The organism is Phyllobacterium sp. 01N428 (genome assembly GCF_056399405.1).
Genome location: NZ_JBFTRH010000001.1, coordinates 1,156,247 through 1,181,513, shown reverse-complemented (window position 1 = coordinate 1,181,513; position 25,267 = coordinate 1,156,247). Strand labels below are relative to the sequence as shown.

25 protein-coding genes and 2 pseudogenes are annotated in these 25,267 nt (G+C 59.6%); 6 read left to right on the top strand and 21 right to left on the bottom strand.

The features are described from left to right. Positions 1-24 precede the first annotated feature (24 nt). Positions 25-930 (bottom strand): LysR family transcriptional regulator, encoded by a 906-nt coding sequence (locus tag AC1DNI_RS05790; RefSeq protein WP_477691142.1) that lies wholly within the window; start codon positions 928-930, stop codon positions 25-27. Positions 931-1,051: 121 nt separating this feature from the next. On the opposite strand from AC1DNI_RS05790, the pseudogene AC1DNI_RS05785 reads away from it, so the two are divergent. Next, positions 1,052-2,480 (top strand): annotated as a pseudogene (locus AC1DNI_RS05785) (MFS transporter). A 9-nt stretch (positions 2,481-2,489) separates the two neighbouring features. Here AC1DNI_RS05785 and AC1DNI_RS05780 read toward each other — a convergent pair. The 10 genes from AC1DNI_RS05780 to AC1DNI_RS05735 form a co-directional block, all read right to left on the bottom strand. Beyond that, the gene (locus tag AC1DNI_RS05780; RefSeq protein ID WP_477691141.1) at positions 2,490-2,906 is read right to left on the bottom strand and encodes a GFA family protein; all 417 of its coding nucleotides are present in this window, start codon (positions 2,904-2,906) and stop codon (positions 2,490-2,492) included. Positions 2,907-2,944: 38 nt separating this feature from the next. Further along, on the bottom strand, positions 2,945-3,409 hold the full coding sequence (locus AC1DNI_RS05775) for an SRPBCC family protein (protein ID WP_477691140.1): 465 nt from the start codon (positions 3,407-3,409) through the stop codon (positions 2,945-2,947). Then, a complete protein-coding gene (locus AC1DNI_RS05770) occupies positions 3,406-3,735 on the bottom strand; it encodes an ArsR/SmtB family transcription factor (RefSeq protein WP_477691139.1) in 330 nt (109 codons plus the stop codon). Before AC1DNI_RS05770 ends, AC1DNI_RS05775 begins: the two co-directional genes overlap by 4 nt. A 420-nt stretch (positions 3,736-4,155) precedes the next feature. Beyond that, complete coding sequence (locus tag AC1DNI_RS05765; RefSeq protein ID WP_477691138.1) at positions 4,156-6,249, bottom strand: AAA family ATPase; 2,094 nt, start codon at positions 6,247-6,249, stop codon at positions 4,156-4,158. A 153-nt stretch (positions 6,250-6,402) separates the two neighbouring features. Then, the gene (guaA, locus tag AC1DNI_RS05760) at positions 6,403-7,965 is read right to left on the bottom strand and encodes a glutamine-hydrolyzing GMP synthase (RefSeq protein WP_477691137.1); all 1,563 of its coding nucleotides are present in this window, start codon (positions 7,963-7,965) and stop codon (positions 6,403-6,405) included. Between the two features lie 127 nt (positions 7,966-8,092). Continuing rightward, a complete protein-coding gene (locus AC1DNI_RS05755) occupies positions 8,093-8,422 on the bottom strand; it encodes a type II toxin-antitoxin system HicB family antitoxin (RefSeq protein WP_172982616.1) in 330 nt (109 codons plus the stop codon). After that, entirely contained in the window at positions 8,419-8,679 is a 261-nt protein-coding gene (locus tag AC1DNI_RS05750; protein WP_477691136.1) for a type II toxin-antitoxin system HicA family toxin, read from the bottom strand. Before AC1DNI_RS05750 ends, AC1DNI_RS05755 begins: the two co-directional genes overlap by 4 nt. 46 nt (positions 8,680-8,725) lie before the next feature. After that, positions 8,726-9,379, bottom strand: a complete 654-nt coding sequence (locus AC1DNI_RS05745) for a 5'-methylthioadenosine/S-adenosylhomocysteine nucleosidase (RefSeq protein WP_477691135.1) — start codon at positions 9,377-9,379, stop codon at positions 8,726-8,728. Continuing rightward, the gene (locus AC1DNI_RS05740) at positions 9,366-9,824 is read right to left on the bottom strand and encodes a TspO/MBR family protein (protein ID WP_477691134.1); all 459 of its coding nucleotides are present in this window, start codon (positions 9,822-9,824) and stop codon (positions 9,366-9,368) included. Before AC1DNI_RS05740 ends, AC1DNI_RS05745 begins: the two co-directional genes overlap by 14 nt. A 45-nt stretch (positions 9,825-9,869) precedes the next feature. Beyond that, entirely contained in the window at positions 9,870-11,159 is a 1,290-nt protein-coding gene (locus AC1DNI_RS05735) for an RsmB/NOP family class I SAM-dependent RNA methyltransferase (protein WP_477691488.1), read from the bottom strand. A 119-nt stretch (positions 11,160-11,278) separates the two neighbouring features. Here AC1DNI_RS05735 and AC1DNI_RS05730 point away from each other — a divergent pair, with 119 nt between their 5' ends. Together AC1DNI_RS05730 and AC1DNI_RS05725 are read left to right on the top strand one after the other, a co-directional pair. Beyond that, positions 11,279-11,539, top strand: a complete 261-nt coding sequence (locus tag AC1DNI_RS05730; protein WP_477691133.1) for a type II toxin-antitoxin system Phd/YefM family antitoxin — start codon at positions 11,279-11,281, stop codon at positions 11,537-11,539. Positions 11,540-11,596: 57 nt separating this feature from the next. After that, a complete protein-coding gene (locus AC1DNI_RS05725; protein WP_477691132.1) occupies positions 11,597-11,809 on the top strand; it encodes a PIN domain-containing protein in 213 nt (70 codons plus the stop codon). A 57-nt stretch (positions 11,810-11,866) separates the two neighbouring features. Here AC1DNI_RS05725 and AC1DNI_RS05720 read toward each other — a convergent pair whose 3' ends face one another. Further along, complete coding sequence (locus tag AC1DNI_RS05720) at positions 11,867-13,363, bottom strand: catalase (RefSeq protein WP_477691131.1); 1,497 nt, start codon at positions 13,361-13,363, stop codon at positions 11,867-11,869. Between the two features lie 136 nt (positions 13,364-13,499). Between AC1DNI_RS05720 and AC1DNI_RS05715 the strand changes: the two genes are divergently transcribed. Further along, positions 13,500-14,429 carry a LysR substrate-binding domain-containing protein gene (locus tag AC1DNI_RS05715; protein WP_477691130.1) on the top strand — a complete coding sequence of 310 codons (930 nt, stop codon included), beginning with the start codon at positions 13,500-13,502 and terminating at the stop codon, positions 14,427-14,429. Positions 14,430-14,507: 78 nt separating this feature from the next. Here AC1DNI_RS05715 and AC1DNI_RS05710 read toward each other — a convergent pair whose 3' ends face one another. Continuing rightward, on the bottom strand, positions 14,508-14,933 hold the full coding sequence (locus AC1DNI_RS05710) for an MAPEG family protein (protein WP_091949820.1): 426 nt from the start codon (positions 14,931-14,933) through the stop codon (positions 14,508-14,510). Positions 14,934-14,960: 27 nt separating this feature from the next. Beyond that, positions 14,961-15,878, bottom strand: coding sequence for a LysR family transcriptional regulator (locus AC1DNI_RS05705; RefSeq protein ID WP_477691129.1), 918 nt, complete (start codon positions 15,876-15,878; stop codon positions 14,961-14,963). A gap of 104 nt (positions 15,879-15,982) precedes the next feature. Here AC1DNI_RS05705 and AC1DNI_RS05700 point away from each other — a divergent pair, with 104 nt between their 5' ends. Continuing rightward, the gene (locus AC1DNI_RS05700) at positions 15,983-17,041 is read left to right on the top strand and encodes an SDR family oxidoreductase (protein ID WP_477691128.1); all 1,059 of its coding nucleotides are present in this window, start codon (positions 15,983-15,985) and stop codon (positions 17,039-17,041) included. Positions 17,042-17,055: 14 nt separating this feature from the next. On the opposite strand, the pseudogene AC1DNI_RS05695 reads toward AC1DNI_RS05700, so the two are convergent. From AC1DNI_RS05695 to AC1DNI_RS05675, 5 genes and pseudogenes are all read right to left on the bottom strand, one after another. Continuing rightward, positions 17,056-17,482 (bottom strand): annotated as a pseudogene (locus AC1DNI_RS05695) (type II toxin-antitoxin system VapC family toxin). A gap of 3 nt (positions 17,483-17,485) precedes the next feature. Further along, positions 17,486-17,728 (bottom strand): type II toxin-antitoxin system VapB family antitoxin, encoded by a 243-nt coding sequence (locus tag AC1DNI_RS05690; protein WP_477691127.1) that lies wholly within the window; start codon positions 17,726-17,728, stop codon positions 17,486-17,488. Positions 17,729-17,794: 66 nt separating this feature from the next. After that, a complete protein-coding gene (locus AC1DNI_RS05685; protein WP_477691126.1) occupies positions 17,795-18,334 on the bottom strand; it encodes a DinB family protein in 540 nt (179 codons plus the stop codon). Between the two features lie 17 nt (positions 18,335-18,351). Further along, complete coding sequence (gene guaB, locus AC1DNI_RS05680) at positions 18,352-19,854, bottom strand: IMP dehydrogenase (RefSeq protein ID WP_091919557.1); 1,503 nt, start codon at positions 19,852-19,854, stop codon at positions 18,352-18,354. Positions 19,855-20,113: 259 nt separating this feature from the next. Next, positions 20,114-21,100 (bottom strand): MBL fold metallo-hydrolase, encoded by a 987-nt coding sequence (locus tag AC1DNI_RS05675; protein ID WP_051614525.1) that lies wholly within the window; start codon positions 21,098-21,100, stop codon positions 20,114-20,116. Between the two features lie 231 nt (positions 21,101-21,331). On the opposite strand from AC1DNI_RS05675, the gene AC1DNI_RS05670 reads away from it, so the two are divergent. Further along, complete coding sequence (locus AC1DNI_RS05670; RefSeq protein ID WP_036813283.1) at positions 21,332-22,735, top strand: MFS transporter; 1,404 nt, start codon at positions 21,332-21,334, stop codon at positions 22,733-22,735. 187 nt (positions 22,736-22,922) lie between these two features. Here the strand turns inward: AC1DNI_RS05670 and AC1DNI_RS05665 are convergent, their stop codons facing one another. Then, positions 22,923-23,624 (bottom strand): RlmE family RNA methyltransferase, encoded by a 702-nt coding sequence (locus AC1DNI_RS05665; RefSeq protein WP_091919559.1) that lies wholly within the window; start codon positions 23,622-23,624, stop codon positions 22,923-22,925. Further along, a complete protein-coding gene (locus AC1DNI_RS05660) occupies positions 23,617-25,077 on the bottom strand; it encodes a Ppx/GppA phosphatase family protein (RefSeq protein ID WP_091919561.1) in 1,461 nt (486 codons plus the stop codon). Before AC1DNI_RS05660 ends, AC1DNI_RS05665 begins: the two co-directional genes overlap by 8 nt. Between the last annotated feature and the right edge of the window lie 190 nt (positions 25,078-25,267).

The following is a 25,267-nucleotide window of genomic DNA, read 5'->3' as shown; positions in this document are numbered from 1 at the left end:
ATCTCAATGTCAAGCGAGCCAGTTTTATTCCTGCTCGACTTGTTCGGCGCAGGCCGCTTGCACGCAGTCTCGCAGCCAGCGGTGCGCTGAATCGGCATCATGGCGTGGATGCCAAAGCAGCGAAACGGTGACGACAGGCATCGAAACCGGAAGCGGGAAGCTGTGCATGCCCATGCGCAAGGCGGTCGTGTGCCGTTCCGGCACGCTGGCGATCAGGTCCGAACCGCGGGCAAGCGCGAGCGCACTCGCAAACCCGCCGACGGTCACCACGATTTCTCGTTCAAGCCCCAGCAATTCCAGTTCCTCGTCGATGGGTCCCCTGTCGACCCCGCGCCGCGAGACACTGACATGCCGCCCCCCGACGTAGCGCCGGGTGGTCACCTCGCCCGCGGCGAGTGCGTGGCCTTTGCGAACCACACCGACGAACCGATCGCGGAACAGCGTCTGGATGCGCAGTTCCGGGCTCGTCGCCTTGCCGACGACGCCTGTTTCGAGATCCACGGTGCCGTCGCGAAGCGAGGCACTTTCCCTATCGGCTTTCTGCACAAAACGCAGGCGTATACCCGGCGCTTCTGCGCCGACCCGTGCCATCAGTTGCGGCCCGAACGTTTCGACGAAGCCGTCGCTTGTGCGCAAGGTAAAGCTTCGCTTGAGGCCCCTGAGGTCGAGTGATTCCTGTGGACGCAGAACGGCCCGCACATCTTCCACGAGTGGACCCACCCGCTCGCGCAGTTCAAGCGCACGCGGTGTCGGGACAAGACCACGCCCGGCACGGATAAGGAGCGGGTCGCCTGTCGTCTCGCGCAGGCGCGCGAGCGCCCTGCTCATCGCCGATGGGCTCAGTCTCAGACGTTTGGCGGCGCGCGCGACGCTGCCCTCCGCGAGGAGCACATCGAGCGTAACGAGCAGGTTCAGGTCGGGCGGCGTCATGTCACAACAATAAGGACTTCAAGATATGGCGTCAAACGCACGATTGAAGTGCAAATGCTGCGTCTTCCGCCATCTGTCGCAAGCGCTTAGCCTACCGGGCGAAGTGGCAAGGAGCCCAAGGATGGACCAGATGGCGATTGATCGAACGGAACCGGTAGCCGGAAGCAAGGAGGTATCCGCTCGGTTGACGCTCACCGCGCTTGCACTCTCGACGCTGCTTTCCGCCCTTGGCGTCAGCATCGCCAACGTCGCGTTACCGACGCTGGCGCAGGCATTCTCCGCGCCATTCCAGCACGTGCAAATGGATCATCCTCGCCTATCTTCTTGCCGTCACGGTTTGCATCGTAAGCGTGGGACGCCTCGGGGACGTTGTCGGCCATCGGCAGGTGCTCCTCGCCGGAATCCTGCTGTTCACCCTTGCCTCCGCCTTGTGCGCCGCGGCCCCCACATTGTGGATGCTGGTTGCCGCCCGCACGGCGCAGGGGCTTGGAGCGGCTATCCTGATGTCGCTCAGCATCGCATTTGTTGGCGAAGCGGTTCCAAAGGAAAGGATCGGCAGCGCCATGGGCTTGCTCGGAACAATGTCGGCAATCGGAACGGCGCTCGGTCCTTCGCTCGGCGGCGTGTTGATCGCCGGCGCTGGCTGGCGCGCGATCTTTCTCGTGATGCTGCCGATCGGCATCGGCAACTTCGTTCTCGCCTATCGCTATCTGCCGGGCGAAGGCCGCAAAGGCCTTTCAACCTGCACCGGCTTCGACATGCCGGGCACTCTACTGCTGGCGGTGACACTTGCCGCCTATGCCCTGGCGATGACGATTGGTCGGGGACGATTCGACGGCTTCAGCGCAGGCCTGATCGGGCTTGCGGTTGTGGCGGGCATGCTTTTTGTGCTTGTGGAGAAAAGGACGAAATCTCCTCTGGTTCGGCTGGCGATACTGCGCAGCCGGGTTTTGAGCGGCAGCCTTGCCATGAACGGGCTCGTCTCGACCGTCATGATGACGACGCTGGTCGTCGGCCCCTTCTACCTGGCGCGCGGGCTTGGGCTGAGCGCCGCCCTCGTCGGCATTGTCATGTCGGGCGGGCCGATCATCTCAGCCTTGAGCGGCGTGCCGGCGGGGCGGATGGTCGATCGTCGCGGTACGCGCGCCATCATTCTTGCCGGCCTCTCCATTATGGTGGCGGGTTCACTTGCGCTCTGCCTGATACCGGCGACGTTCGGCATTGCCGGCTATGTCACCGCCATTGCCATACTCACGCCGGGCTATGCCCTGTTTCAGGCGGCCAATAATACCGCGACCATGAAGAACGTCGCCGTCGACCAGCGCGGCGTCATCTCGGGCATGCTCAGCCTCTCCCGCAATCTTGGCCTGATTACCGGCGCCTCTGTGATGGGAGCGGTTTTTGCCCGGGCATCCGCGGCGCTTGATATCGCAGCAGCACCCGCCGATGCGATCATCGCAGGCATGCATGTGACCTTCGCGGCTGCTGCGGTTCTGGCGCTCGTTGCACTGGCGGTCGCCGTGCGAACCGCGACCATCCGCCCAGAATAGGGAACGAGATCACATGTCCGGCGGCATCTTTTCGAACTTTGGCAGGGCCGGATCGACATGATCCCAGGGTAGTGCGCGCATGGCGTAGGTCACGACCTGCGGTACGTAGCGGTTCGGATCGTCGAGGCTCGCCGCATGAATGGTAAAGAGCTCCGGCATGGTCGCGAATGTCAGATAGACCGGCGATCCGCAGGTCGGGCAAAAGCCGTGCGACTTTATATTGGCACTGTCGCCGGCAAGCGCCCACAGCTTCGCCTCGCCGCTGAGTTTCGGGTTAGCGCCGGCAAAGGTCATGTAGGATCCGTGTCCGGTGCCGCTGCGCCTTTGGCAGTCGCGGCATTGGCAATCGTTAGAGAATACGGGTTCGGCCGCGATTTCATAGCGAACGACGCCGCAGGCGCAGCCGCCGGTATAAGGCTTGCTCATGAGTTTCCTCCAAGGATGGTTGAGTCCGGATTGGGAAGTTAGTTCGTTTCGTCGGCGACATCGCCGATGCGCGGGATGATTTTTCTCCAGCCGTCGCTCATGCTCCTGAACGCTGTATCGTTCTTCGGCGCGATGAAGCCGGAATGGGTCAGCGTGAGCCGCGTGCCGTTTTCGACCGGTTTCAGGACGAATGTTACGATCGTGTCGAGGCGCGAGCCATAGCCGGTGTTGCTCTCGTGACCGCCTTTCCAGGCATAGGCAAAGCGTTCATTGGGTATGGCCTCGAGAACCTCGCAATGAATGGTGCCGTCCCACTCACCCGCCGGTGTGGTCTGATAGGTGAAGCGGTTGCCCTTTACGGGTTCAAAACCCTTGGCCGCCATCATCCAGCGGCCAATCAATGCGCCGGTGGTCAGCGTCTTCCAGATCGTCTCCGGCGAATGCGGGAAGACCTCGTCGACAACGATGTCGTGCGTATCGGCGTTCAATGCGGCGTCGTTCATGGATCGATCTCCTTGAGAAGGCTGCGAAGATTAGCGAACCGCTCCCGCCAGAAGACGCCGTAGTGGTTCATCCAGTCGAACAGCGGCTCCAGCCCTTCGGGCCTGGCGCGATAGTAGACGTTGCGCCCCTCGGGCCGTTCGGCCACCAGGCCGGCACGTTTCAGCGACTTCAGGTGCTGCGATATGGCGCCCTGCGTCACGCCGCTTCCCCGCGTCAGCTCCACCACCGTGATTTCATCAGTTCGAACGATCCGCTCGAACAAGGCGCGCCGGGTAGGATCGGCGAGCGTACGCATGACGTTGGTGATGGGAGCAGCATCGAGCATGAGAATACATTAGTGAATGCTAATCCATTAGTCAATACTAATTTATCTTCGAAGCACGTGGCAGCATGGTTTAAGGCATGCGGCTGTCGGCGAGGCATTCGTGATTGCACCTGCCCCTTGTATCGAGCATCTCGGGAGTAGGAAGGAGCACCTTTTCGCTGTCTTCGGTCGCCTTCTACAAGCACCATCACACGCATCGTCTGTCGCCTTATTTGCGCCGATGTCTCGGCCACTCCACAGATCGCTGGACCGGGCATTGGCAGTGGCGATTAAGCAAGCCAGAAACGTCCTGCGCGTCTCTGGCAAGTTGATACTGCAGTTTTGAGCCGCTATGATCCGAGGATTTGTATCAATGCGAGGGAGTAGCGCTTCCATAAGCCGCGGTCACGGTGATGAATAACTGTCCGATGTTGCACACGATCAGCTGGCCAACTTTTCAAACAGGCTTACCCATTTTGCCAGTACGGCTTCATCGAACGCTTCGATACCACGGGTTAGGGCGAGCTGCTTAAAGCGCTTCGCGATCTCAACCTTCCAGCCTTTCTCCAACGTGAGCCCATGTTTAGCCGCCCACGCCTCGATCTGTGGAACAATCGGCTTGCCCGTTTGCAGCGCAGGTGAAAATTCGTCTTCCGGGTCGGACATTCTTTGCCAACGGTCGACAATGTCAGCCAAGAAGGCGGGCGGTATTAAGTCTTCAATCTCCGCCTCGCCGAAACCGACGAAAGTCTGTACCTCTAGCACTCGGTCTTGGCCGTCTTGATAGAGGGAGCTTTTGAGTTCATTCGCCATCTTGCGACCGGCATTATCGCTATCGAGGAGGACAAGCGGCAGTGCATCGTCCCGGCCGGTCAGAATGCTGGCAACCATCCGGGCTGTCTTAGCGCCGCCGGACGGAGGGAAGACCAACTCGCGCTTCGGTTTGATTTTTCCCGAACGAATGAGCAGCGTTTTGATTGCCGTTAGGTAGTGCTGGTCCGAGGCACCCTCGACAAGCGTCGGTTGGCATCCGAGCAGCAAGCTCTCTGCCACTGTGAGGTTAAGCGCCGAATGGACGGCATACGAAGCGCCGCCCTGGCCCGGCCCTTCAGCGCCCTCGCGCAGATTTTCAGTAGCCTTTGTTGTGCCATCGGGTGCGACATAGACCTTCCGCGCGCGGTCAAGGTGGTCCGCATCGACCAAGAATGGTGAATGGGTCGTGTAGAGAATCTGGTTAGTTTCGGTCAGCCCTTCGAAGAACTCCGATAAGTCGCGCTGTGCGAGAGGATGAAGCGACAGGCCGGGCTCGTCCAACAGCAGAACTGAATTGCGATGGGCTTCTTCGCTTTCCACGAGGAAGACGAGATAGAAACTTAGGAACCACTGCAGGCCCGTGCTGCGGCTCTCCAGTTCTATCTCCTCCGGGCGCCGCTCATCGGCCACCCAAATGCGGAAATGGTTACCGTCCGCCTCAAAGCGGAAACGGTAATCCCCCTGCTTCCACCACTCGCGGAATCGCTTTGTCAGGAGCGCGCTCGCGGACTGCAGCAAAATAGAGCGTTCGCGCTTTTTCTCGCCGATTGCGGCTGCTTCAGACGGAGTCGGCTCCCGGTTCGGATTGGCCGGGTCCTTGAAGTCCCTACCCAACTCCAATATTTCTTCTGGCGATAGTCCTACGAACTTGAATAACACACGAAGTGTCCGAGCCTTGGCGGCTTCTTTGCTGCCGAGGTCTTGGCGTTTGAGGTTTTGAACGACGTGCGGCAGATAAATCTCCGAATCGAGATTGCCGTAGTTCGAGTAGTAAACAAACTTGGGTAGCGCTTCTAAAACCTCTTCAAGTCCGTGCCCCTTCGATCCCGGTGAGGGTACGGACATGAGGTTGTGGTGCCCCTGAAGCGTTTCAATGAGTTGGGCGAAGCGCGGTGAAATTACGCTCGTCTTTGCTGGTTCCTCGGGTTGGGCTGCGACGAGCCGGTCGATAAGCGCCTTGAGAGCCGGCGCCTTTAGGGAGGCGGCACCCAGTTGTCCAACTTCGGTGTTCAACACGGCGAGCATCTTAGCCCGTATTGCGTCTTCTTTGGCGCGCGCGGCGAATGTCTCGATTGCTTCCAAAGTGGTCTTCAGCGCACTTTCGATCTCGGTAGCCGCAACGGTGTCCAGCGTTTTGCAGCCCGGGAAGCTTACGTGATAGTTGCCGGCGAAATTCCGCCAGACTTGGACCGTTTCAAGCTCTTCGCTCTTCCGCCCTGTGACCTCAGTAAGTTTGTCGGCGAGGTCGCCAGTCCTGAATATCGCCGTTATAAACCAGTAGTTCGCGGGTTTGGCGCGGATTGTGCCAAACAGCTTTTTTGGATAATCTGATGTTGGCTGAATCTCTCCCTCTTGGGCTGGATTAAGCTTCCAAAGTGGCGTCAATAAATTGGTCTTGCCAGACTCGTTTACGCCGATGAAGGCACCGATGCGCTCGACACTGATCCATCCGCTGTTTTCAACGGACCTGAAGTTTTCAACCTTGAATTTGATCAGTTCCATATCGAGCCCCCTGCCTCTGTAACTTGCGTCGATGTCCAGCGTCTATGCGCAATGGTCAGTCCCGCGTTATGAACTGACTAGTGCTTTTATCGCGTCGTCAAAGCTCATTGAAGACGAGTGCCAAGACGTAGGGCGCTTTGCATCTCTAATTAATCATTCCCACTCGATCGTGCCGGGCGGCTTTGAAGTCACGTCGTAGACAACGCGGTTGATGCCCTTGACTTCATTGATGATCCGCGTCGCCGCCTGGCCGAGGAAGCCCATATCGTAGTGGTAGAAATCCGCCGTCATGCCATCGACGGAAGTGACCGCGCGCAACGCACAGACAAACTCATAGGTGCGCCCATCGCCCATGACGCCGACGGTCTGCACCGGCAGAAGAACGGCGAAGGCCTGCCAGATCACGTCGTAGAGACCGGCCTTGCGGATTTCGTCGAGGTAGACAGCGTCGGCTTCGCGCAGGATTTCGAGCTTTTCACGCGTGATACCGCCCGGGCAGCGGATGGCAAGACCCGGACCCGGGAATGGGTGGCGCCCGATGAAATGGTCCGGCAGGCCGAGCTCCTTGCCGAGGACGCGCACTTCATCCTTGAAGAGTTCGCGCAAGGGCTCGACCAGTTTCATGTTCATGCGGTCGGGCAGACCACCGACATTGTGATGCGACTTAATGGTCACCGACGGACCGCCGGTGAAGGAGACGCTTTCGATGACGTCCGGGTAAAGCGTGCCTTGCGCGAGGAAATCGGCGCCGCCGAGCTTTTTGGCTTCTTCCTCAAAGACTTCGATGAAAAGCCTGCCGATCGTCTTGCGCTTCTTTTCAGGGTCCGATTCGCCTTCGAGCGCACTGATGAAGCGCTCCGAGGCGTCGACGAGAATGAGCGGCAGATTGTAGTGCTCGCGGAACATCTGAACGACGTCGGCGGCCTCGTTCTTGCGCATCAGGCCATGATCCACAAGGATGCAGGTCAGCTGGTCGCCGACGGCTTCGTGGATCAAAAGGGCGGCCACGGAGGAGTCGACGCCGCCCGAAAGCGCGCAGATCACCTTCTTGTCGCCCACCTGCTTGCGGATGGCATTGACGGCCTGCTCGCGATAGGCCGACATCGTCCAGTCACCCTCGATACCGGCGATGCGATGGACGAAGTTTTCGAGAAGCTTGGCGCCATCCGGCGTATGCACGACTTCCGGGTGGAACTGGACCGCATAGTATTTGCGCGCCTCGTCGGCAATCGCGGCAAAGGGCGCGCCGGTCGATGTGCCCACGACCTTGAAGCCTTCGGGGATTTCAACCACGCGGTCGCCATGGCTCATCCATACCTGGTGGCGCGTGCCTTTGGCCCAGACGCCTTCGAACAGCGCACACTCTTCCTGGATATCGAGGAAGGCGCGACCAAATTCCCGGTGATGGCCGCCCTCGACCTTGCCGCCAAGCTGGGCGCACATGGTCTGCTCGCCATAGCAGATGCCGAGGACCGGAATGTTCGCATCGAAAACGTCCTGCGGCGCGCGCGGGCTGCCGATGTCGACGGTCGAGTGCGGGCTGCCGGAAAGGATCACAGCCTTGGGCCGGATGCGGTGGAAAGCCTCGCCGGCGGACTGGAAGGGAACGATCTCGGAATAGACGCCGGCCTCGCGCACGCGGCGGGCGATCAGCTGTGTAACCTGGCTGCCGAAATCGACGATGAGGACTGTATCTGGGTGCACGGGAGTGTTCATGGCGGGCCTTTAAAGCAAATGTCGAGTCGGTGCAATGGGTTACCACGCCGCACTGAAAAAGTGATTCCGGTTGTTGAGGGAAGAGGTGAAGAGCTTGCGATTTTGATTCAAGTAAGTCGCTCAATTCCTACCGGATCGAGCGTTCGAGTGTCGCCACAACCCACTTGTTGAGGCTCACTCCGGCTCTCCGGGCAGCGCCTGAGATGGCCTTGTGCAGGCTCGGCTCGGTGCGCACCACGAATTGGCCGGAGAATGGCTTTTCCGGCTCTTCGCCGCGCTCAGCGCAGAAGGCGAGATAATCTTCTATCGAAGCCGCCAATGCCGTCTTGAGTTCGGATGCCGACGAACCCTGAAATGTAATTACGTCGCGAAGGTTGATGATTTCGCCGTGGAAGAGGTCCGCTTCCTCATCAAAATCTATGACGGCTTCGTAGCCTTTGTAATGCATCATCGTCATGGCCTTACCTCCGCCTCGTTCAGGAAGCGCCTTACAGCTTCAACCGCGCCCTTATCGGTTTCCTTTTGCGGGTGCGGCCGATGGAAAACGGCGCGAACTCCGCGAAGTGCTACCCGAACGCGAGAGCCATGGCCCTCGCTCACCTCGGCCCCGCACGCGATAAACAATGCCTCGATATCCCGCCACGGAAGTTGGGTCCGAACAGTATCGGCATAAACTGCGGCGAGCGTCGCTTTATGCTTGGTGCTTAAATTCATATAATAGTATCACTAAATAGTATCAATAAAATTCTGATATTAAAGTTCAAACAGCAATGCGCCCGTCTGCCAACGCCGCGCCCATCGCCTCGACCGCAAGGGCCAGCTTCTCGTCGATGACATGGAGATATTCCTTCCAGTCGTTGAGATGCCGCAGTTCCTCCTTGCCGTCGGAAATACCGCGTAGGCCGATGAGCGGCAGTCCGAAACGCTGGCTGGCCCGCAGCACGGCGAACGTCTCCATGTCGACCATTTCGGCGTGGACGCCGTCATAGGCCTCGCCGGAGACGATGTTGGCGCCCGTCGACAGGGAAGCCTCCTTGATGCCCGGAATGCGATGCAGCAGCGGAACAACAACCGGCAGGTCGAGGAAAGGCGTCGCGCCTTTCTTGAACCCCAGCGGGGAGGCATCCATGTCGCGGTAGCTGACGATCGTCACCTGGTAGATCTCGGCCTGTTCGAGCGTACGCGAGCCCGCAGAGCCAAGCGAAACGACAAGATCGGGGAGCGCGCGGTTGGCAGCGAGGCTCGCAAGCGTTGCGGCGACGCTTACCGCCGCCTCCACCGGGCCAACCCCGGTAATCATCGGGGTAAACAGTCTTCGCAGATGCGGACCATATTCGGCATCGACAGCCATGGCGAAGACGACGTTTTTTCCGGCGATCGGCGTCAGGTAAGCGTACATGTCATCCTGTTGCATTGAGCATCCACAACGATGCGTTGAGAAGTGTCGCGAACGCCACCCAGGCGAGATAGGGCAGGAAAAGCAGCGCGGAACTTCTGTCCGGCTCCCATGTGACTTTTATGAAACCGATGATGGCGACGAGCAACAGGCTGATGAGGATCAGCGCCAGTCCCATCTGCTGGAAGCCGAAAAATGTCGGCGACCAAAGGAAGTTCAGAACGAGTTGAGCCCACCAGAATTGCTGCGGCCGTGGCAGGCCGTAATCCCAGACCCGCCAGCCGGCAATGGCGATCAATATGTAGAGAATTGTCCAGACCGGGGCGAAGATCCAGTTCGGCGGGTTGAACGAGGGTTTCACCAGACCCGCATACCATTCGCCGGGCAGCGTGATGTAGCCTATGGCGAGCCCACCGCCGATAACCAACACGAGATACAAGAGAAGCGCCATGGAACGGGACATGCTCGAACCTTCTGCTGGAGGACGTGCCTTGCGGCTTTTGTAACGTTATTTTTCCCGTCTGAGAACTGAAATGAAGAACCCGTCCGTCGAGGTCGCAAGCGGCGAAAGGATTGCTGTTCCGTCCTTGAAAAGCGGGGAAAGATCCTTGGCCTCGCTGACCGCACGGTCCCATAGTGGCTTTGTGTCGACGCGTTCATAGGCTGGGTTGCTGCTCAAGAAAGCATCGACCTGGTTGCCGTTTTCCGGCGCGAAGAGGGAACAGGTGATATAGACGAGCCTGCCCCCCGGCTTGACGTAGACCTTGGCAGCGTCGAGCACCTCGCGCTGTTCGACTTCACGGCGCTCAAGCTGCTGGTCGCTGAGGCGCCACTTCGCATCGGGCCGCCGGCGCCACGTTCCCGAACCCGTGCACGGCGCATCGACGAGTACCAGATCCATCTGCCCCTCGAGCACGGCGAGGTCTTCGACATTTGCGTGGGCTTGCGCATTGCGCACCCCTGCCCGCCGCAGGCGGTCGAAGATCGGCGCGAGCCGTGCGCGCTCGGCGTCATAGGCATGGATCTGTCCCTTGTTGCCCATTTCAGCGGCGAGCGCGAGTGTCTTGCCGCCGGCGCCGGCGCAATAGTCGAGCACCTGCTCGCCGGGCTTGGCATCGCTGAGCTTTGCCGCAATCTGCGAGCCCAGATCCTGCACCTCGAAGAGCCCGCGCTGGAAGGCCGGCTCGGCTTGCACGTTGGGATGGCGCCCCATGGCCCGCAAAGGCGGGACGCGCACCGCGGTTTCGAGCAGCGGCGCAGCGCTGGCGCCGGCCCGCGCCAGTTCCTTCAGGACCTTGTCGCGGTCGGCCTTCAGCGTGTTGACGCGCAGGTCCACCGGTGGACGGTCGCTGAGAGCTGCCGCCTCTCTGACCCAACGATTGCCGAATATCGCCTCGAAATGCGGCACGCACCATTCCGGGACGTCGGCACGGATGTTGTCAGGCGCCGAGGCAAGGTCACGCGCTTCCCAGATCGAGCGGCGCTCGGCTTCGAGCGGCGCGGGAGCAAACTTGTCGCCGTCCAGCGCTGCATTGATCTCGTCCATGTCGAGTTCGGCATCGGAAAGCAGGACCCCGAAGGCGATATGGCGCGCGGCATCGCTATCCATGCGCCAGCCCAACGAAAGCTTCCGGCGCAGGGCGTCGTAGACGATATTGCCGATGACCGCGCGGTCGCCGGCGCCGGCGAAACGGTGCGACAGGCCCCAATCCTTCAAGGCATCGGAGGCCGGCCGCTTGCGGTTCTCGATATCGTCCAAAACTTCGATTGCCGCCTGCAGGCGTCCGCCAAGTCGCATGTGCATTCCTTTTTCTGTCTTCCCTGTCGCATACATGGCCGCGGCAATAAAGAAAAGCCGGAGCGTATCAACGCCACGATCGCCTTGACGAAGTGGCTACGTGCAGCCACTTTCATTTGATGAAAACAGTTTCGATACGCGATGCCAAGAACCGGCTGACCGAACTTGCCCGCGAAGTCGAGCAGGGCGAGACGATTGTTGTCACTCGCAACGGACGGCCGGTGATAGACATCATCCCGCACCAGAAGCGTGGCGGGCTCGACCTCATTGCTGGTGAGACCTACTTGCAGGCACGAGGAATCAAGCAGCCGGCACCCTCTATCGCCAAGGATTTTGACGCCGAGCTACCTGAAGATTTTCTCATTGCTCCACATAGTTGATGCGCGTCCTGCTCGACCCTTCTCAATGAAGACCAGCTAGCAAAACTCGATCCGGGCATGCCGCTCGATGACATTGTCGAATTTGTCGATGCCGTCGGGATTGCGCTTTTGCCAATCGAGGCGCGCCATGTCGTTATTGCGGCCCAACCGGAACCACCTACGCGCGATCCGTTTGATCGGCTGCTGCTTGCGCAGTGCCATGTCGAGGGGTTGGCCCTGGCGACGATTGACCGCGCCCTGATCGACCATCCGCTGGCGTTGCAGCCATAAAAGAAAAGCCGGAGCGTGTTGCCCCGGCTTTTCTCGGTTCAGATCGATGCAGCGTAATTATTCGGCCGCTTCAGACTTTTCTTCCTGCGAGATCGAGCTTGCTTCATAGCCATGCGCTTCCTTCAGCGCGGCGCGGACACCCGCCTCGTAGTCCGGATGAACGCGCTTGAAATGTGCCAGCTGACGCTCGACGATCGCCCCCGGAACGCCCTCCATCGCTGCTGCAATGTTGGAGAAGAGGCGCGACCTCTGGCCAGCATCGAACAGGCCGAACAGCGCCGCGACCTGACCATAGTCGTCATTGCCGATGCGATGGTTATAACGATCGGCAGCGCCCGACAGAGGCAGCGGCGGTTCCTTCGCGGCGGGCTGTTCGACGGCTCCCGAGAAACTGTTCGGCTCGTAATAGGCATCGACATTGCCGGTCTTCTGGCCGAAGAAATTCATCGGGCCATCCTTGTGGTAGTGATGGACCGGGCATTTCGGTGCATTGACCGGGAGCGCTTCATAATGCGTGCCAAGGCGATAGCGATGGGCATCCGCATAGGAGAACACGCGGGCCTGCAGCATCTTGTCGGGCGAATGGCCAATGCCAGGAACGATATTCGACGGCGAGAAGGCCGCCTGTTCGATCTCGGCGAAATAGTTGTCGGCGTTGCGGTTGAGTTCCATGACGCCGATCTCGATCGGCGGGAATTCGCCGTGCGGCCAGACCTTGGTCAAGTCGAAGGGGTTATAGGAGGTCCTCTCGGCCTCGGCTTCCGTCATGACCTGGACCTGAACAGTCCATTTCGGGAACTGTCCACGTTCGATGCCGCCAAAAAGCTCTTCCTGATAGGATTCGCGGGTCTTGCCGATCAGGTTTTCAGCCTCTGCATTGGTGTAGAATTTGTGGCCCTGCTGGGTCTTGAAGTGGAACTTTACCCAGAAGCGCTCGCCCTGGTCGTTCCAGAATGAATAGGTGTGCGAACCGTAGCCGTTCATGTACATCGGGGCGACGGGCAGACCGCGATCCGACATCAGTATCGTTACCTGATGCAGGCTTTCCGGCGAAAGCGACCAGAAGTCCCACATGGCAGTCGTCGAGCGCATGTTGGTGCGCGGATGGCGCTTCTGCGTGTGAATGAAATCGGGGAACTTCAACGGATCGCGCACGAAGAAGACCGGCGTGTTATTGCCGACGAGGTCCCAATTGCCTTCGCTTGTATAGAACTTGATGGCAAAGCCGCGCACGTCGCGCTCGGCATCAGCCGCACCAAGCTCGCCGGCAACGGTCGAGAAGCGCAGGAGGAGCGGCGTTTCGGCGCCCGGCTGCAACGCCTTCGCCTTGGTGTAGCGGGAAATATCGCCGGTGATCTTCAGGGTACCGAAGGCGCCCCAGCCTTTGGCGTGCACGACGCGCTCGGGAATGCGCTCGCGATTCTGATGCGCAAGCTTTTCGAGAAGCTGGTAATCCTGCATCAGCACCGGGCCGCGTTCGCCGGCGGTTATGCTGTTCTGGTTATCGGAAACCGGCGCACCGGCAGTTGTTGTCAATGTCGGACGATCAGCCATTGGCCTCTCCCTAATATCTTCATGTTGAAAAAAGAATCCCACGGTGCAGCGCTGCCGCATCCGCGCGCACCATAGAACCATTCTAATCATAGTTTCCAATTGTATTTAGAATAATTATTGATAGGATTTGGTTATCATGTTTTCCGTCCGGCAAATGCGCTATTTCGAGATCCTCGCTACTACGCTGCACTTCCGCAAGGCTGCGGAAATGGCTCGTATTTCCCAGCCGGCGCTTTCGGCCCAGATCGCGGAAATGGAGATGCGGCTCGGTGCGGCGCTGTTCGAGCGGACCCGCAGAAGCGTTGTCCTCACCGACATGGGCAAGCGGCTCCTGCCGCGCATCCGCACCATTCTCGATGAGATCCGTTCGCTCGAAGAGCTTGCAGCGCAAAAGCGCGGCATCCTCAAGGGTCAGCTACGGCTCGGCATCATTCCGACAATCGCACCCTATCTCCTGCCGCTGCTCGTCCCAGCGCTGCATGAGGCGTATCCCGAGCTATCAATCGAATTGCGCGAAGCGGTCACTTCCAAGCTCGTCGAGGATTTGCGCCTCGGCGATCTCGATGCGCTGGTCGCCGCCTTGCCGATCGAGTCGGAAGGGACTATCGCCCGGCCGCTGTTTCGCGACCGTTTTCTCGTCGCGACCTCGACCAACGATATCGATGTCCTGACCTCGCCAATGACCCAGGAGGATGTCGCCGTCGAGCGGCTGCTGCTTTTGGAGGAAGGCCATTGCCTGCGCGATCAGGCGCTCGCCGTCTGCACCAATGTGAAGCGGCGACAACTCGTCAACTACGGGGCGACGAGCATGGCCACGCTGTTGCAGATGGTGAGCCACGGCATGGGCCTGACCCTGATACCGGAAATCGCCGTCCGCACGGAAGCAACACGCAACAATGTGCGAATCGTGGCTTTCGCTGATCCTGAACCTGCGCGAGATATCGGCCTGATCTGGCGCAAGCAGAGCGAGCGGCGCGATGATTTCGAGGCGCTCGCCGCGACGATCGTCGATTGCGGCAGGCAACTCGCCATCTCGGCGGACGAATTGAAGACGCTCGCCGCATAGTTCCCCACTAGCGTCATCAGGCGAACATGGATCCTCAGGTCGAGATCCCGAGGATGATGGTAGTGTGATTGGGAGGACCTATGCGACGGGCGGCAATGCGAGATGCAGCGCCAGCATCACCCATAGTGCACCGTTCAGAATAAACCCGACCATGAAAAGCGGCTGCCGCAGCCTCAGGCGGTTGGACGTGATGTGCACGATCGAATGCGCGACGCGCGAGGCGACGAAAAGCCAGGCGAGAACCACTGCAAGAATATTGGCACCATTGACGACATAGAGCGACAGGCAGACGACGTAGAAGAGAACCGGCAGTTCGTAGAGATTGATCAGATTCCGAATTGCCTTCACGCTTGCTTCCGGCTCGTTGAGCGGCAGCCTGAAGTCCGACGGCCTCGCCTGACCGCTGATTACAGCCTCGCGCCGGCGCAGAAATACCACGGCGTAAACGCAACAGATCAGAAAGGTCAGCGCGATCATCGGCCAGAAAATTGCGGTCTGTGACATCCATAGCCCTCCATTGTTGAATACGTTCTAGTCAGGCTTGTGGATCATGCGCAAGCCTTCAATCCTCGCCATAGAAGTCGAAAGATGATCGATGAACGCGCGGACCCTGCGTGGGACAAAGCGGGAGGTCGCGTAGACAGCGTGGATATCGAGCGGCGCGTAGGCATGGTCGGGAAGCACCCGGATCAAGCGGCCGCTATCGAGATGCGCCTTGACGAGCGGCACCTGTGCTCCGCCAATGCCGAGACCGGCGCAAAGCGCGTCGTTGAGCACGAAGGCGTTGTTGGCAAGAAAGGTCGAGCGAACCGGGACAGTGACAGGCCCTTCCGGCCCAATCAGCGGGATCGCCTCTCCGAGCGGCGTCCACGCGAAACGGATATGCCGATGATGAATGAGATCGTCCGGCGATTGCGGCGTACCATGTTCGGCAAGATAGCCAGGCGAAGCCACGAGAATGCGCTCGAACGTTGCAAGCTTGCGGGCAATCAGCCCGGACGATTTGAGTTCGCCAAGCCGGATGGCGACGTCGACCCCTTCGGCGATTACATCGGCGATGCGGTCGTCAAGGATAAGCTCGATCACTAGGTCCGGATGCAGCCGCTGGAATTCGATGACGGCCGGGGAAAGATGCATCTGGCCGAAGCCGACCGGACCATGCGCCCGTAGGTTGCCGCGCAGTCCGATCGTTGCCGTTGCCACGCTCTCCTCCGCCTCGTCGACCGATTGCAGGATCGCACGCGCTTCCCGGTAGTAGGCCTCGCCGACTTCCGTCAAGGCCACCCTGCGGGTGGATCGATGCAGCAACTGCGCATTCAGGTGTCGCTCAAGCCCCATGACCTGCTGGCTCACGGCGGGCTGGGTCAGACCAAGTTCACGCGCCGCCGCCGAGAGCGTGCCCAGCTCCGCAACCCGAACGAACGTCTTCATAGCCGCAAAACGATCCATGATGGCCTCAAATCTTCACTTATGATTGTTATAAATATCGCCCGTCTACATAAATTGAAACCGATAAATCATTTTAGCCTTCGAAGCAGATCAAGGAGGCACAAATGGAATCGGAACGGAAGAAGGCGGTTGTCGTCGGGGCCAACGGGATCATTGGCGGCAATCTCATCGCCCATCTGGTCGAGCTCGGCGACTGGGAGATCGTTGGACTTTCACGGCGCGGCGGAAAGGCGGCAGGCAAGCTCACCCACATTGCCGTCGATTTGCTTGACATCAATGATACGAGGGACAAACTCGCGGGTCTTACCGACGCAACCCACATTTTTTACGCGGCCTACCAGGACAGGCCGAGTTGGGCCGAGCTCGTGCCGCCCAATCTCGGCATGCTGGTCAATGTGGTCAATGCCATCGAGCCCATCGCACCGCGTCTTGAGCACATCAGCCTCATGCAGGGATACAAGGTCTACGGCGCGCACCTTGGGCCATTCAAGACGCCGGCGCGGGAAACCGACGCTAATCACATGCCGCCGGAGTTCAACATCGATCAGCAGGATTTTCTCGAAGCCCTGCAAAGGGGCAAGACTTGGACGTGGTCGGCGCTTCGCCCGTCTGTCGTGGTCGGCTTTGCCCTGCGCAACCCGATGAACCTCGCTTCCGTCATCGCCGTCTATGCGTCGATGTCCAGGGAACTTGGCATACCTTTGCGCTTCCCCGGCAAGCCCGGCGCCTATGACAGCCTTATAGAAATGACTGACGCCGGTCTTCTGGCGCGGGCAACCGTATTCATCGCGACAAACCCGCAATGTGGCAACCAGGCCTTCAACATCAACAATGGCGACCTTTTCCGCTGGAGCGAGATGTGGCCGAAGATCGCGAAATTCTTCGACCTCGAGGTCGCGCCGCCGCTTCCGATGGCGCTCGGGGTCGTGATGGCGGACAAAGCGGATCTCTGGAAGCGGATGATCGACAAGCACAACCTTATTGAAACGCCCTATGAGGACGTTTCGTCATGGGGCTTCGGCGATGCCGTTTTCAGCTGGAACTACGATTTCTTTGCCGACGGGACAAAACTCAGACGCGCCGGCTTCCACGAATTTGTCGATACGGAGGAAATGTTCATGCGGGTTTTCCGCGATCTTCGCGACAGGAAGATCATTCCCTGAAGGTGTGCGAGGGCTCAGCCAGCCGCGATATCGGTCTTCGTGAAGTCGTTGCCCTTGTATAGCAAAGGTACGCCGTAGTGACGCGCGCACGCATAAGCGAAACAATCGCCAAAGTTGAGATTGGCGGGATGTCGGTTCTTGCCGAACCGGTCATAAGCTTCAAGTGCAAGGAAGGTGGTCTTCCGGTGAGCCGTCAAATCGAAGCTTGGCTTGAGTAGGGACCTGTACCAGTTCGTTTTCCATCAACACCAAAAAGTTCCTGACCGCGGACGTCGCTGCGGGAAGTGAAATCTCGAGAATGCGGGCAACATCGACTGCGCATTCCCACGCTGCCGCAGGCGACGTAATTCGGTTGGCAGCAAATTGCATGCGGGCTGCAAGAGAACGCCCATCATCTTCGTCTGACCTCATTGCCACGAGGGCGGATGCGTCGATGAACACTGCTTACTCGTAGAGACTATCGCGAAATGCCTTGTCGGCGGATCGGCCCTGTTCAGGATGGCCGGTACGGCGCATCTCGCGAGCGAAATTTGCCGCAATATCGGCAAGCAGGGGTCTGCCCTTCTGCTCATGCAATGCGAATTGCAGTGCCAGACGTACCGCCTCGGTCTTCGAGGGAGCTTTGATGAACGCCTGATACCGGCGGGCAAGTTCATCAATTGTATCGTCCTTGATATAGAGCGGCACTATATTCTCCTTGGTATATAAGGGTATAAAATAGGAGATCCCGATCAACAGTAATACAAGTCAGACTCACTGCGTGAATAGTTCGCCCTGACGGCGCGGCCTGTCGTAGTTGAGGAAGAATTCGTCGAGTTGCGGCGGGGGCACCTGCGTCCCGGCAAGCATTGCGTGGGCCTGGCCGCGATGATGGATCTGATGGACGAAAAGGTGCGACAGTACGAGGCGGATCGGCTCCTGCGAGGTGTCTCCGGTACGCCACGTAATCGCGATGACACGGTCGAGGTCTTCTGGGCTCAAGCCATCGCAAAATTCGATCAGGCTAATGTCGAACTCTTCCTGGGCGCGCTTTAGATCGCTCGCCTTCGGAAACGGCACGTCGCCTTCGATCCCCACATTCTGCCGGCCTTTGCCGATCATGTCGGCCATATAGATATGGTCGACGATCAGATTATGATTGAGCGTAAGCTGGATCGACGGGAAAAAGCTGGTGCGCTTCTGTGCGAACTCCTCGTCGGTCAATTGCTCGCAGGCGGTCAGCAGGCGATGGTTGGACCAGGCGCTGTTGCGCGCCATGGCCGAAAAGTGGTCGCGGAGGGCGCTGTCAGACATCGCCTTCCGCCCATTTGTCAGTTGCCGCCCGGATAGTTCGGGCTTTCGCGTGTGATCGTGACGTCATGGGTATGGCTCTCGCGCAGACCGGCATTGGTGATGCGCACGAATGTAGCCTTTTCGCGGAATTCTTCCAAGTTCCTGGCACCCACATAACCCATGGATGCACGTAAGCCTCCTGCCAATTGGTGCAGGACACCCGCGACCGGGCCCTTGTAGGCGACCTGTCCCTCGATGCCTTCCGGCACCAGCTTCAATTCATCGCGCACTTCAGCCTGGAAATAGCGATCGGCCGAACCGCGGGCCATTGCACCTACGGAGCCCATGCCGCGATAGGCTTTGAACGACCGCCCCTGATAGAGATAGACCTCGCCCGGGCTTTCTTCAGTGCCCGCCAGAGCCGAACCGGCCATGGCGGCCGAGGCGCCTGCCGCCAAAGCCTTGGCGAAATCGCCGGAATATTTGATGCCGCCATCGGCGATGACCGGAACATCTGCCTTCTGCGCTGCCTCGACGGCCGACATGATGGCCGAAAGCTGCGGCACGCCCACCCCGGCGACGATGCGCGTGGTGCAGATCGAACCAGGGCCGATGCCGACCTTGACGGCGTCGGCGCCGGCGTCGATGAGGGCTTGCGTTCCAGCGGCGGTCGCAACGTTACCGGCGATGATGCGCACGGCATTCGACATTTTCTTTGCGCGGGTCACCGCGTCGAGAACGCGCTGCGAATGGCCATGCGCGGTATCGATGACGAGAACATCGACACCAGCCGCGATCAGTCGTTCAGCCCGTTCAAAGCCGTCTTCGCCGACGCTCGACGCCGCCGCCACACGCAGGCGTCCCTGGGCGTCCTTCGCGGCGTTCGGGTTGAGCTGCGACTTCTCGATGTCCTTAACCGTAACCAGTCCGACGCAGTGGCCGCGATCGTCGACGACCAGCAGCTTTTCAATGCGGTGCTGATGCAGCAGACGCTTCGCCTCGTCCTGCTGCACGTTCTCGCGCACGGTGATGAGGTTGTCGCGCGTCATCAGTTCGTGGATTTTTTGCGCAGGGTTTGATGCAAAGCGTACGTCGCGATTGGTGAGAATGCCGACGAGCCGGCCCGGCCTGCGACTGCCTTCGCCTGCATTCTCGACGACGGGAATGCCGGAAATGCCGTGCGACCGCATCAGCGCCTGCGCATCTGCGAGCGTAGCATCAGGGCCGATCGTCACAGGATTGACCACCATGCCCGATTCGAACTTCTTGACCTGGCGAACTTCCTCCGCCTGTCGTTCCGGGGAGAGGTTGCGGTGGATGACGCCCATGCCGCCGGCCTGAGCCATGGCGATGGCGAGCCGCGACTCAGTTACCGTGTCCATGGCGGCGGAAAGCAGCGGGAGATTGAGTTCGATATCCGGAGCGATGCGGGTGCGAATGTCGGTCTGACCCGGCATGACTTCGGAATGACCGGGTTGCAGCAGGACATCGTCAAATGTCAGTGCCAATGCGCCTGTTGCGGATTCAACGATTTTTGCCATGGACCAATTCCTTGCGGTAAAAGACTAAAGGGCGCACCACACGGGTGGAGCGCCGATCACGTTCAGTTCAGATGAATTGGCACGGGCTGGTAACACGGATATGTCCGTTTGAAAAGGCTCAAACGCAATTCCAATACGATCAACTTATCGCCATCGGATCTACAGGTGGTCTATCGCGGCGCTGCGGGCGCACGATATTGAGGCAAATCCACGCCGCCGGGCGCGATGCCCGGCCGGCGGTCCACAGGGCTGCCAACGATCAGACGTCGAATTGATAGGTGACGGGAACGAAGCGATAGCCGCCTTCCTGTTTCTCGGCAAAGCCGACCGAGGGGAACGGCATGTGGTAGCCGATGAAAGGCAACCGGTCGGTCGCGATCATATCGAAGACCTTCTTGCGGGTTGCGGCCCCCATGGCCTTGTCCGTGTCGAAGGCGACTTCCCAATCCGGCCGCTGCAACGAGGCGACATAATGATTGGCCGTGTCACCGGTAATGACGAGGTGTTTTCCGCCAGATTCAATGTGGAAGATCATATGACCCGGCGTGTGTCCATAAGCGGCTTCGCTGGTGATGCCGGACGCGACAGGATCGCCGGCCTTGATGAACTTGATCTTTTCGGCAAGCGGCTTGACCTTGGCGGCCACGGCCTTCGCACCGTTTTCTGCCGGCGTTCCCATGCGGGCCGGGTCGGTCCAGAAAGAATATTCAAGCTCGCCGGCAACGATGCTAGCATTGGGGAATGCCGGCGTGTCGCCGTTGATGAGACCGTTGATGTGGTCGCCATGCATATGCGTGAGAACAACGATGCTAACCTGGTCGGGCGTATAGCCGGCGGCCTTCATGTTCGCCTCGAGCCTGCCGAGGCCATTCTCCCGTCCGGCCGCCCCGAAGCCCGTATCGAACAGGATAAGGTCCGATCCGGTATTGATCAGCACCGGGGAAAAGCCGTTGACGAATTTCGTCTCAGGCAGGAAGTTCGCCCGCATCAATTGCGAGACGGCTTCCTGCGTCTGGTTGGCGCCGAAGGTCGGATAGGGTCCGTCACCGGGGCGCAGTCCGTCGAGGACGGTGGTGATTTCGTACTCGCCAAGCTTGAACCGCTTGAAGCCTGGCGGCGGCGTGTCCGACTGGGGCACGGCAGCGGCCATGGCGGAATCGGCAATCAATTGCGGCATCGTCAAACCTCCGATGGCTGCTGTGGAGGCCACGAGCAAGTCGCGGCGGGAAATCTCGAAACTTTGCATGACGCCTCTCCTGTGTATTCGTTCAACAGCCAAGCTTACACCGGCATGCGAAGCCGTCGTCCTTGCGGCCATGGCAAATCGATCACAAGACGGCGTTGCCGGATCACATCTCTTTGATCGCGGCTTGAGCGCTGGAACAGCGGGTGCTATCGGAGCTTTCATCAAGAGCAACTGAGTCCTGCGTATCGGGCCCTGCCTCCTGTTTTCTCGGTTGTGAGAACTGGAAACATCGTGAACCGCATAGTTCCCCTCGTCCTTGCCGTCGCTCTGTTCATGGAGCAAATGGATTCCACCGTTATCTCGACATCGCTTCCAGCAATTGCTGCTGATATCGGTACGAGCCCTATTGCGCTGAAACTCGCCCTGACCGCTTATCTCGTTTCACTGGCCGTGTTCATCCCCGTCAGCGGCTGGATGGCCGATCGCTTCGGAGCAAAGAACGTGTTTCGCGCGGCGATCGTCGTCTTTGTCCTCGGCTCCATTGCCTGTGCCGCATCGGGATCACTGTTTGCCTTCGTTGTGTCGCGATTTTTTCAGGGTGTCGGCGGCGCAATGATGACGCCGGTCGGCCGCCTCGTTCTCGTCCGCTCGACGCCGCGCAGCGAACTTGTCGGTGCGATGGCCTGGCTCACCATGCCCGCGCTCATAGGGCCCTTGCTGGGTCCACCGGTTGGAGGGTTTCTGACGACCTATTTCAGCTGGCACTGGATCTTCCTGATCAACGTTCCGATCGGCATTATCGGCATCTGGTTCGCCACGCGCTATCTTCCGGCCATCGAAACCCTCATCCAGCGGCCGCTGGATGTTCCCGGATTTTTCCTGAGTGGCATCGCCGCCTCCGGCATTGTCTTCGGTCTTTCCGTCGTGAGCCTGCCTGCCCTACCCTCGTGGGTAGGTTTTTCGACGCTGGCGCTGGGGATTGTTTCTGCTGTGCTTTACCTGCTTCACGCGCGAAAGACGCCGGAGCCACTTCTCTCGCTCGATCTCTTCAAGAATCAGGTGTTCCGGGCATCGATAGTCGGGGGAAGTTTGTTTCGAATAGGCGTCGGCGCGGTGCCGTTCCTGCTGCCGCTGATGTTCCAGATCGGCTTCGGCATGACACCGTTTCAATCCGGTCTCATTACCTTCGTCTCTGCCGCAGGAGCAATGAGCATGAAGCTGGTGACGAAATGGTTTTACAGGAAGACCGGCTTCCGCAACTCATTGATGTACGGATCGGTGGTCGCCGCAGCGTTCATTGCCGTCAATGGCTTCTTCACCCCGGAAACGCCCTATGTACTGATGATCCTCGTCCTTCTTGCCGGCGGCTTCTTTCGCTCGCTATTCTTCACCGGAACCAATGCGCTCGCCTATGCGGACATCCCGAACGAGCAGACGAGCCTTGCAACGCCGATCAGTTCCGTCGCCCAGCAGATATCCATTGCGCTCGGCGTTGCAGTTGCGGGCGGCATCCTCGAGGTCTCGACCAAGATGCATGGCGGCCCGCTGCAACTCTCCGATTTTCACATCGCGTTCTTCATCGTCGCGGCAGTATCGAGCTTCGCGTGCCTGTCTTTCCGGGGATTGCGAGCTGATGCAGGCGCCGAAGTTTCCGGCCACCGGCCATTGGTGAAAGTGCCGGCTGCTGCAGAGTAGGCGAACGCCAAAGAGGTGCTTTTGGGAGTATTTCCCCCTTACAATGAAAAGAACCCGGATCGGCTGGCAAGTCTGCATCCGGGTTCAATTCATTCGATAAGGAAACGGGTGGCGGGCGAACGCTCGTCCCTCACTCCAAGACAGAATTTAGCAGTTTCCTCGTTATTTCCACGTCAGGATACTGGCATCATCCCTTGAAATCGCGTGCCAGCAGATAGAGCTCGACAGACTCGGCGCGCGACGCCGGCGGCTTCACATGATGGACGGATTTGAAGTTTTTCTTCAGCAAAGCCAGCAATTCGTTTTCCGTCCCGCCCTGGAACGTCTTCGTCAGGAAATGCCCGCCGGGCCGCAGCACCGCAACGGCAAAATCCGCCGCGACCTCGCAAAGATGCGTGGTGCGGATATGGTCGGTGCGACGGTGACCGGTGGTCGGTGCCGCCATATCGGAGAGCACGATATCCGGCTGGCCGCCGAGCGCTTCCATCAGTTTGTCCGGCGCGGCATCGTCCAGGAAGTCCATTTCGAGAAGCGTGACGCCCGGCAGGGGATCGACGTGCAGATAGTCGATGCCGACGACGGTCGGTTGCTCGTCTGGCGACCCGACAATCGACGCGGCGATCTGGCTCCAGCCGCCCGGGGCAGCGCCAAGATCGATGATACGCTGGCCCTTCTTCAGGATCTTGTAACGGTCGTTGATCTCGATGAGCTTGTAGGCGGCGCGCGAGCGATAGCCGTCCTGCTTCGATCGTTGCACGTAAGGATCGTTGATGTGCCGTTCCAGCCAGCGGCGCGACGATTCCTTGATCGTCCCCGCCTTCTTCTTGATCTTGGTATGAAGGCCGCGCGTTCCCGTGCCGCCGCGCCCGCCCGTTGTTGTCTTAGCCATGTGCACTCCGGTGCCAGCGATTGCGCCACGCACCATCGCGCGACATGAGTTCAGTCAGGATACCTTCGCGCAAACCCCGGTCGGCCACACGCAGCTTCTGGCTCGGCCAGACATTGCGAATGGCGTCGAGAATGGCGCAGCCGGCCAGAACGAGGTCGGCGCGGTCAGCCCCGATGCAGGGATTGGCGACGCGCTGGTCAAAGCTCCAGGAGAGGAGCTTGCTCGTCATTTCCGTTACGTCGTTGTTCTCCATCCAGATGCCGTCGATGCGGCGCCGGTCGTAGCGTTCAAGACCGAGATGGATGCCGGCCAGCGTCGTGACGGTGCCGGACGTGCCGAGAAGATGAAAATTCTGGCTCTTGACGAGATCGCCGAGCTTGTGCCGCTCGGAGAAATCATTGAGCAGCTCGGCAACGTGGTTGACCATGACGGCGAAATTGTCCGTCGTCACGTCGCGCCCGCCGAAGCGTTCGGCAAGTGTTACTACCCCGACCGGAAGCGACGTCCAGGCGATGATGTGCTCGGCAAGACGCGGCGAACGACGCTCGGTGAGGTCGATCAGCGCGATTTCGGATGAGCCACCGCCAATATCGAAGAGGACGACAGCATCGGTCTCGCGCTCGACCAGGGTGCCGCACCCGGACACGGCCAGGCGTGCTTCGGTTTGCCGGTTGATGATCTCGAGTTCAAGCCCGGTCTCGTCCTTGACCCGCCCCAGAAATTCCGGACCGTTTTCTGCCTGACGGCATGCCTCGGTCGCGATAAGCCGCGCCTTGCGAACATCGTGATTCTCGAGCTTGTCGCGGCAAATCTTCAATGCCTCGATGGCGCGGTTCATGGCGCTGTCGCCGAGCCGTCCACTGGCGCCAAGTCCCTCGCCGAGCCGCACGATGCGGGAGAATGCATCAACGACACGGAATTGCCCGGGACGCGTCGGCGAGGCAACGAGAAGACGGCAATTGTTCGTGCCGAGATCGAGCGCGGCGTAAAGGGGCCCAGAAAAGCGGAAGTCTTGCCGAGACGACTGCGGTTGCGGCGTTGCCGATGCGTTTGCAGAAACGGTCGCGGGCGCCGGCGTTGCAGACGCTGGCGGCTTTACACCGGCCCGGCCACGCCTGCGAAAACGATTGGGCCGGCGATTCTTTCCATGCTTGGTGGCAGCGGGAGGCGTTTCGCCGGTGGAAACTGAAACAGGCGTTGGCGCAAGCGAAGGTGCACTCGAAACAGCCGCCTGTTTCGACTTGCCGCGCCTGCGACGGCGTGCTCGTTTCCTGGGATTCTTGTCGAAGCGTCCTTCCTGGGAATCAGGCTGGTCGTTCCGCGCATCGAGCGCAGAATCCCCGTGAGGCCCGGGCCCATTCTTGGAGTGACCTGTGCTGCCATTCAGCACCGTCCCACCGCCAGACGCCCCTCCGTGCGGCGCGTTGCCCGCGCCCGTTTCGGGGTCTTTCAAGATATTTTCCTTTGAGCGCCGCGCGAACCCTGAAGGACGCAGCAGGACGCTTTTTCAATTAACGTTGAACATAATGTAACACGCTTTGACAAATATTAAAGTGCACGAGGTGAATTAGCGCGAAGCGCGGTCCATCAGGATCACGAACCTTTATCCAGCCCGCCGTAAAATCTGGCAACCTGTTGTTCCA

Coding starts and splice junctions, on each gene's coding strand:
- AC1DNI_RS05780 (WP_477691141.1), bottom strand. CDS start 2,906: ATGAGCAAGCCTTATACCGGCGGCTGCGCCTGCGGCGTCGTTCGCTAT.
- AC1DNI_RS05745 (WP_477691135.1), bottom strand. CDS start 9,379: ATGCAACAGGATGACATGTACGCTTACCTGACGCCGATCGCCGGAAAA.
- AC1DNI_RS05725 (WP_477691132.1), top strand. CDS start 11,597: ATGCCGCTCGATGACATTGTCGAATTTGTCGATGCCGTCGGGATTGCG.
- AC1DNI_RS05675 (WP_051614525.1), bottom strand. CDS start 21,100: ATGCAAAGTTTCGAGATTTCCCGCCGCGACTTGCTCGTGGCCTCCACA.
- AC1DNI_RS05755 (WP_172982616.1), bottom strand. CDS start 8,422: ATGACGATGATGCATTACAAAGGCTACGAAGCCGTCATAGATTTTGAT.
- AC1DNI_RS05700 (WP_477691128.1), top strand. CDS start 15,983: ATGGAATCGGAACGGAAGAAGGCGGTTGTCGTCGGGGCCAACGGGATC.
- AC1DNI_RS05705 (WP_477691129.1), bottom strand. CDS start 15,878: ATGGATCGTTTTGCGGCTATGAAGACGTTCGTTCGGGTTGCGGAGCTG.
- AC1DNI_RS05770 (WP_477691139.1), bottom strand. CDS start 3,735: ATGCTCGATGCTGCTCCCATCACCAACGTCATGCGTACGCTCGCCGAT.
- AC1DNI_RS05715 (WP_477691130.1), top strand. CDS start 13,500: ATGTTTTCCGTCCGGCAAATGCGCTATTTCGAGATCCTCGCTACTACG.
- guaB (WP_091919557.1), bottom strand. CDS start 19,854: ATGGCAAAAATCGTTGAATCCGCAACAGGCGCATTGGCACTGACATTT.
- AC1DNI_RS05740 (WP_477691134.1), bottom strand. CDS start 9,824: ATGTCCCGTTCCATGGCGCTTCTCTTGTATCTCGTGTTGGTTATCGGC.
- guaA (WP_477691137.1), bottom strand. CDS start 7,965: ATGAACACTCCCGTGCACCCAGATACAGTCCTCATCGTCGATTTCGGC.
- AC1DNI_RS05685 (WP_477691126.1), bottom strand. CDS start 18,334: ATGTCTGACAGCGCCCTCCGCGACCACTTTTCGGCCATGGCGCGCAAC.
- AC1DNI_RS05710 (WP_091949820.1), bottom strand. CDS start 14,933: ATGTCACAGACCGCAATTTTCTGGCCGATGATCGCGCTGACCTTTCTG.
- AC1DNI_RS05765 (WP_477691138.1), bottom strand. CDS start 6,249: ATGGAACTGATCAAATTCAAGGTTGAAAACTTCAGGTCCGTTGAAAAC.
- AC1DNI_RS05720 (WP_477691131.1), bottom strand. CDS start 13,363: ATGGCTGATCGTCCGACATTGACAACAACTGCCGGTGCGCCGGTTTCC.
- AC1DNI_RS05775 (WP_477691140.1), bottom strand. CDS start 3,409: ATGAACGACGCCGCATTGAACGCCGATACGCACGACATCGTTGTCGAC.
- AC1DNI_RS05665 (WP_091919559.1), bottom strand. CDS start 23,624: ATGGCTAAGACAACAACGGGCGGGCGCGGCGGCACGGGAACGCGCGGC.
- AC1DNI_RS05730 (WP_477691133.1), top strand. CDS start 11,279: ATGAAAACAGTTTCGATACGCGATGCCAAGAACCGGCTGACCGAACTT.
- AC1DNI_RS05750 (WP_477691136.1), bottom strand. CDS start 8,679: ATGAATTTAAGCACCAAGCATAAAGCGACGCTCGCCGCAGTTTATGCC.
- AC1DNI_RS05790 (WP_477691142.1), bottom strand. CDS start 930: ATGACGCCGCCCGACCTGAACCTGCTCGTTACGCTCGATGTGCTCCTC.
- AC1DNI_RS05735 (WP_477691488.1), bottom strand. CDS start 11,159: ATGCGACTTGGCGGACGCCTGCAGGCGGCAATCGAAGTTTTGGACGAT.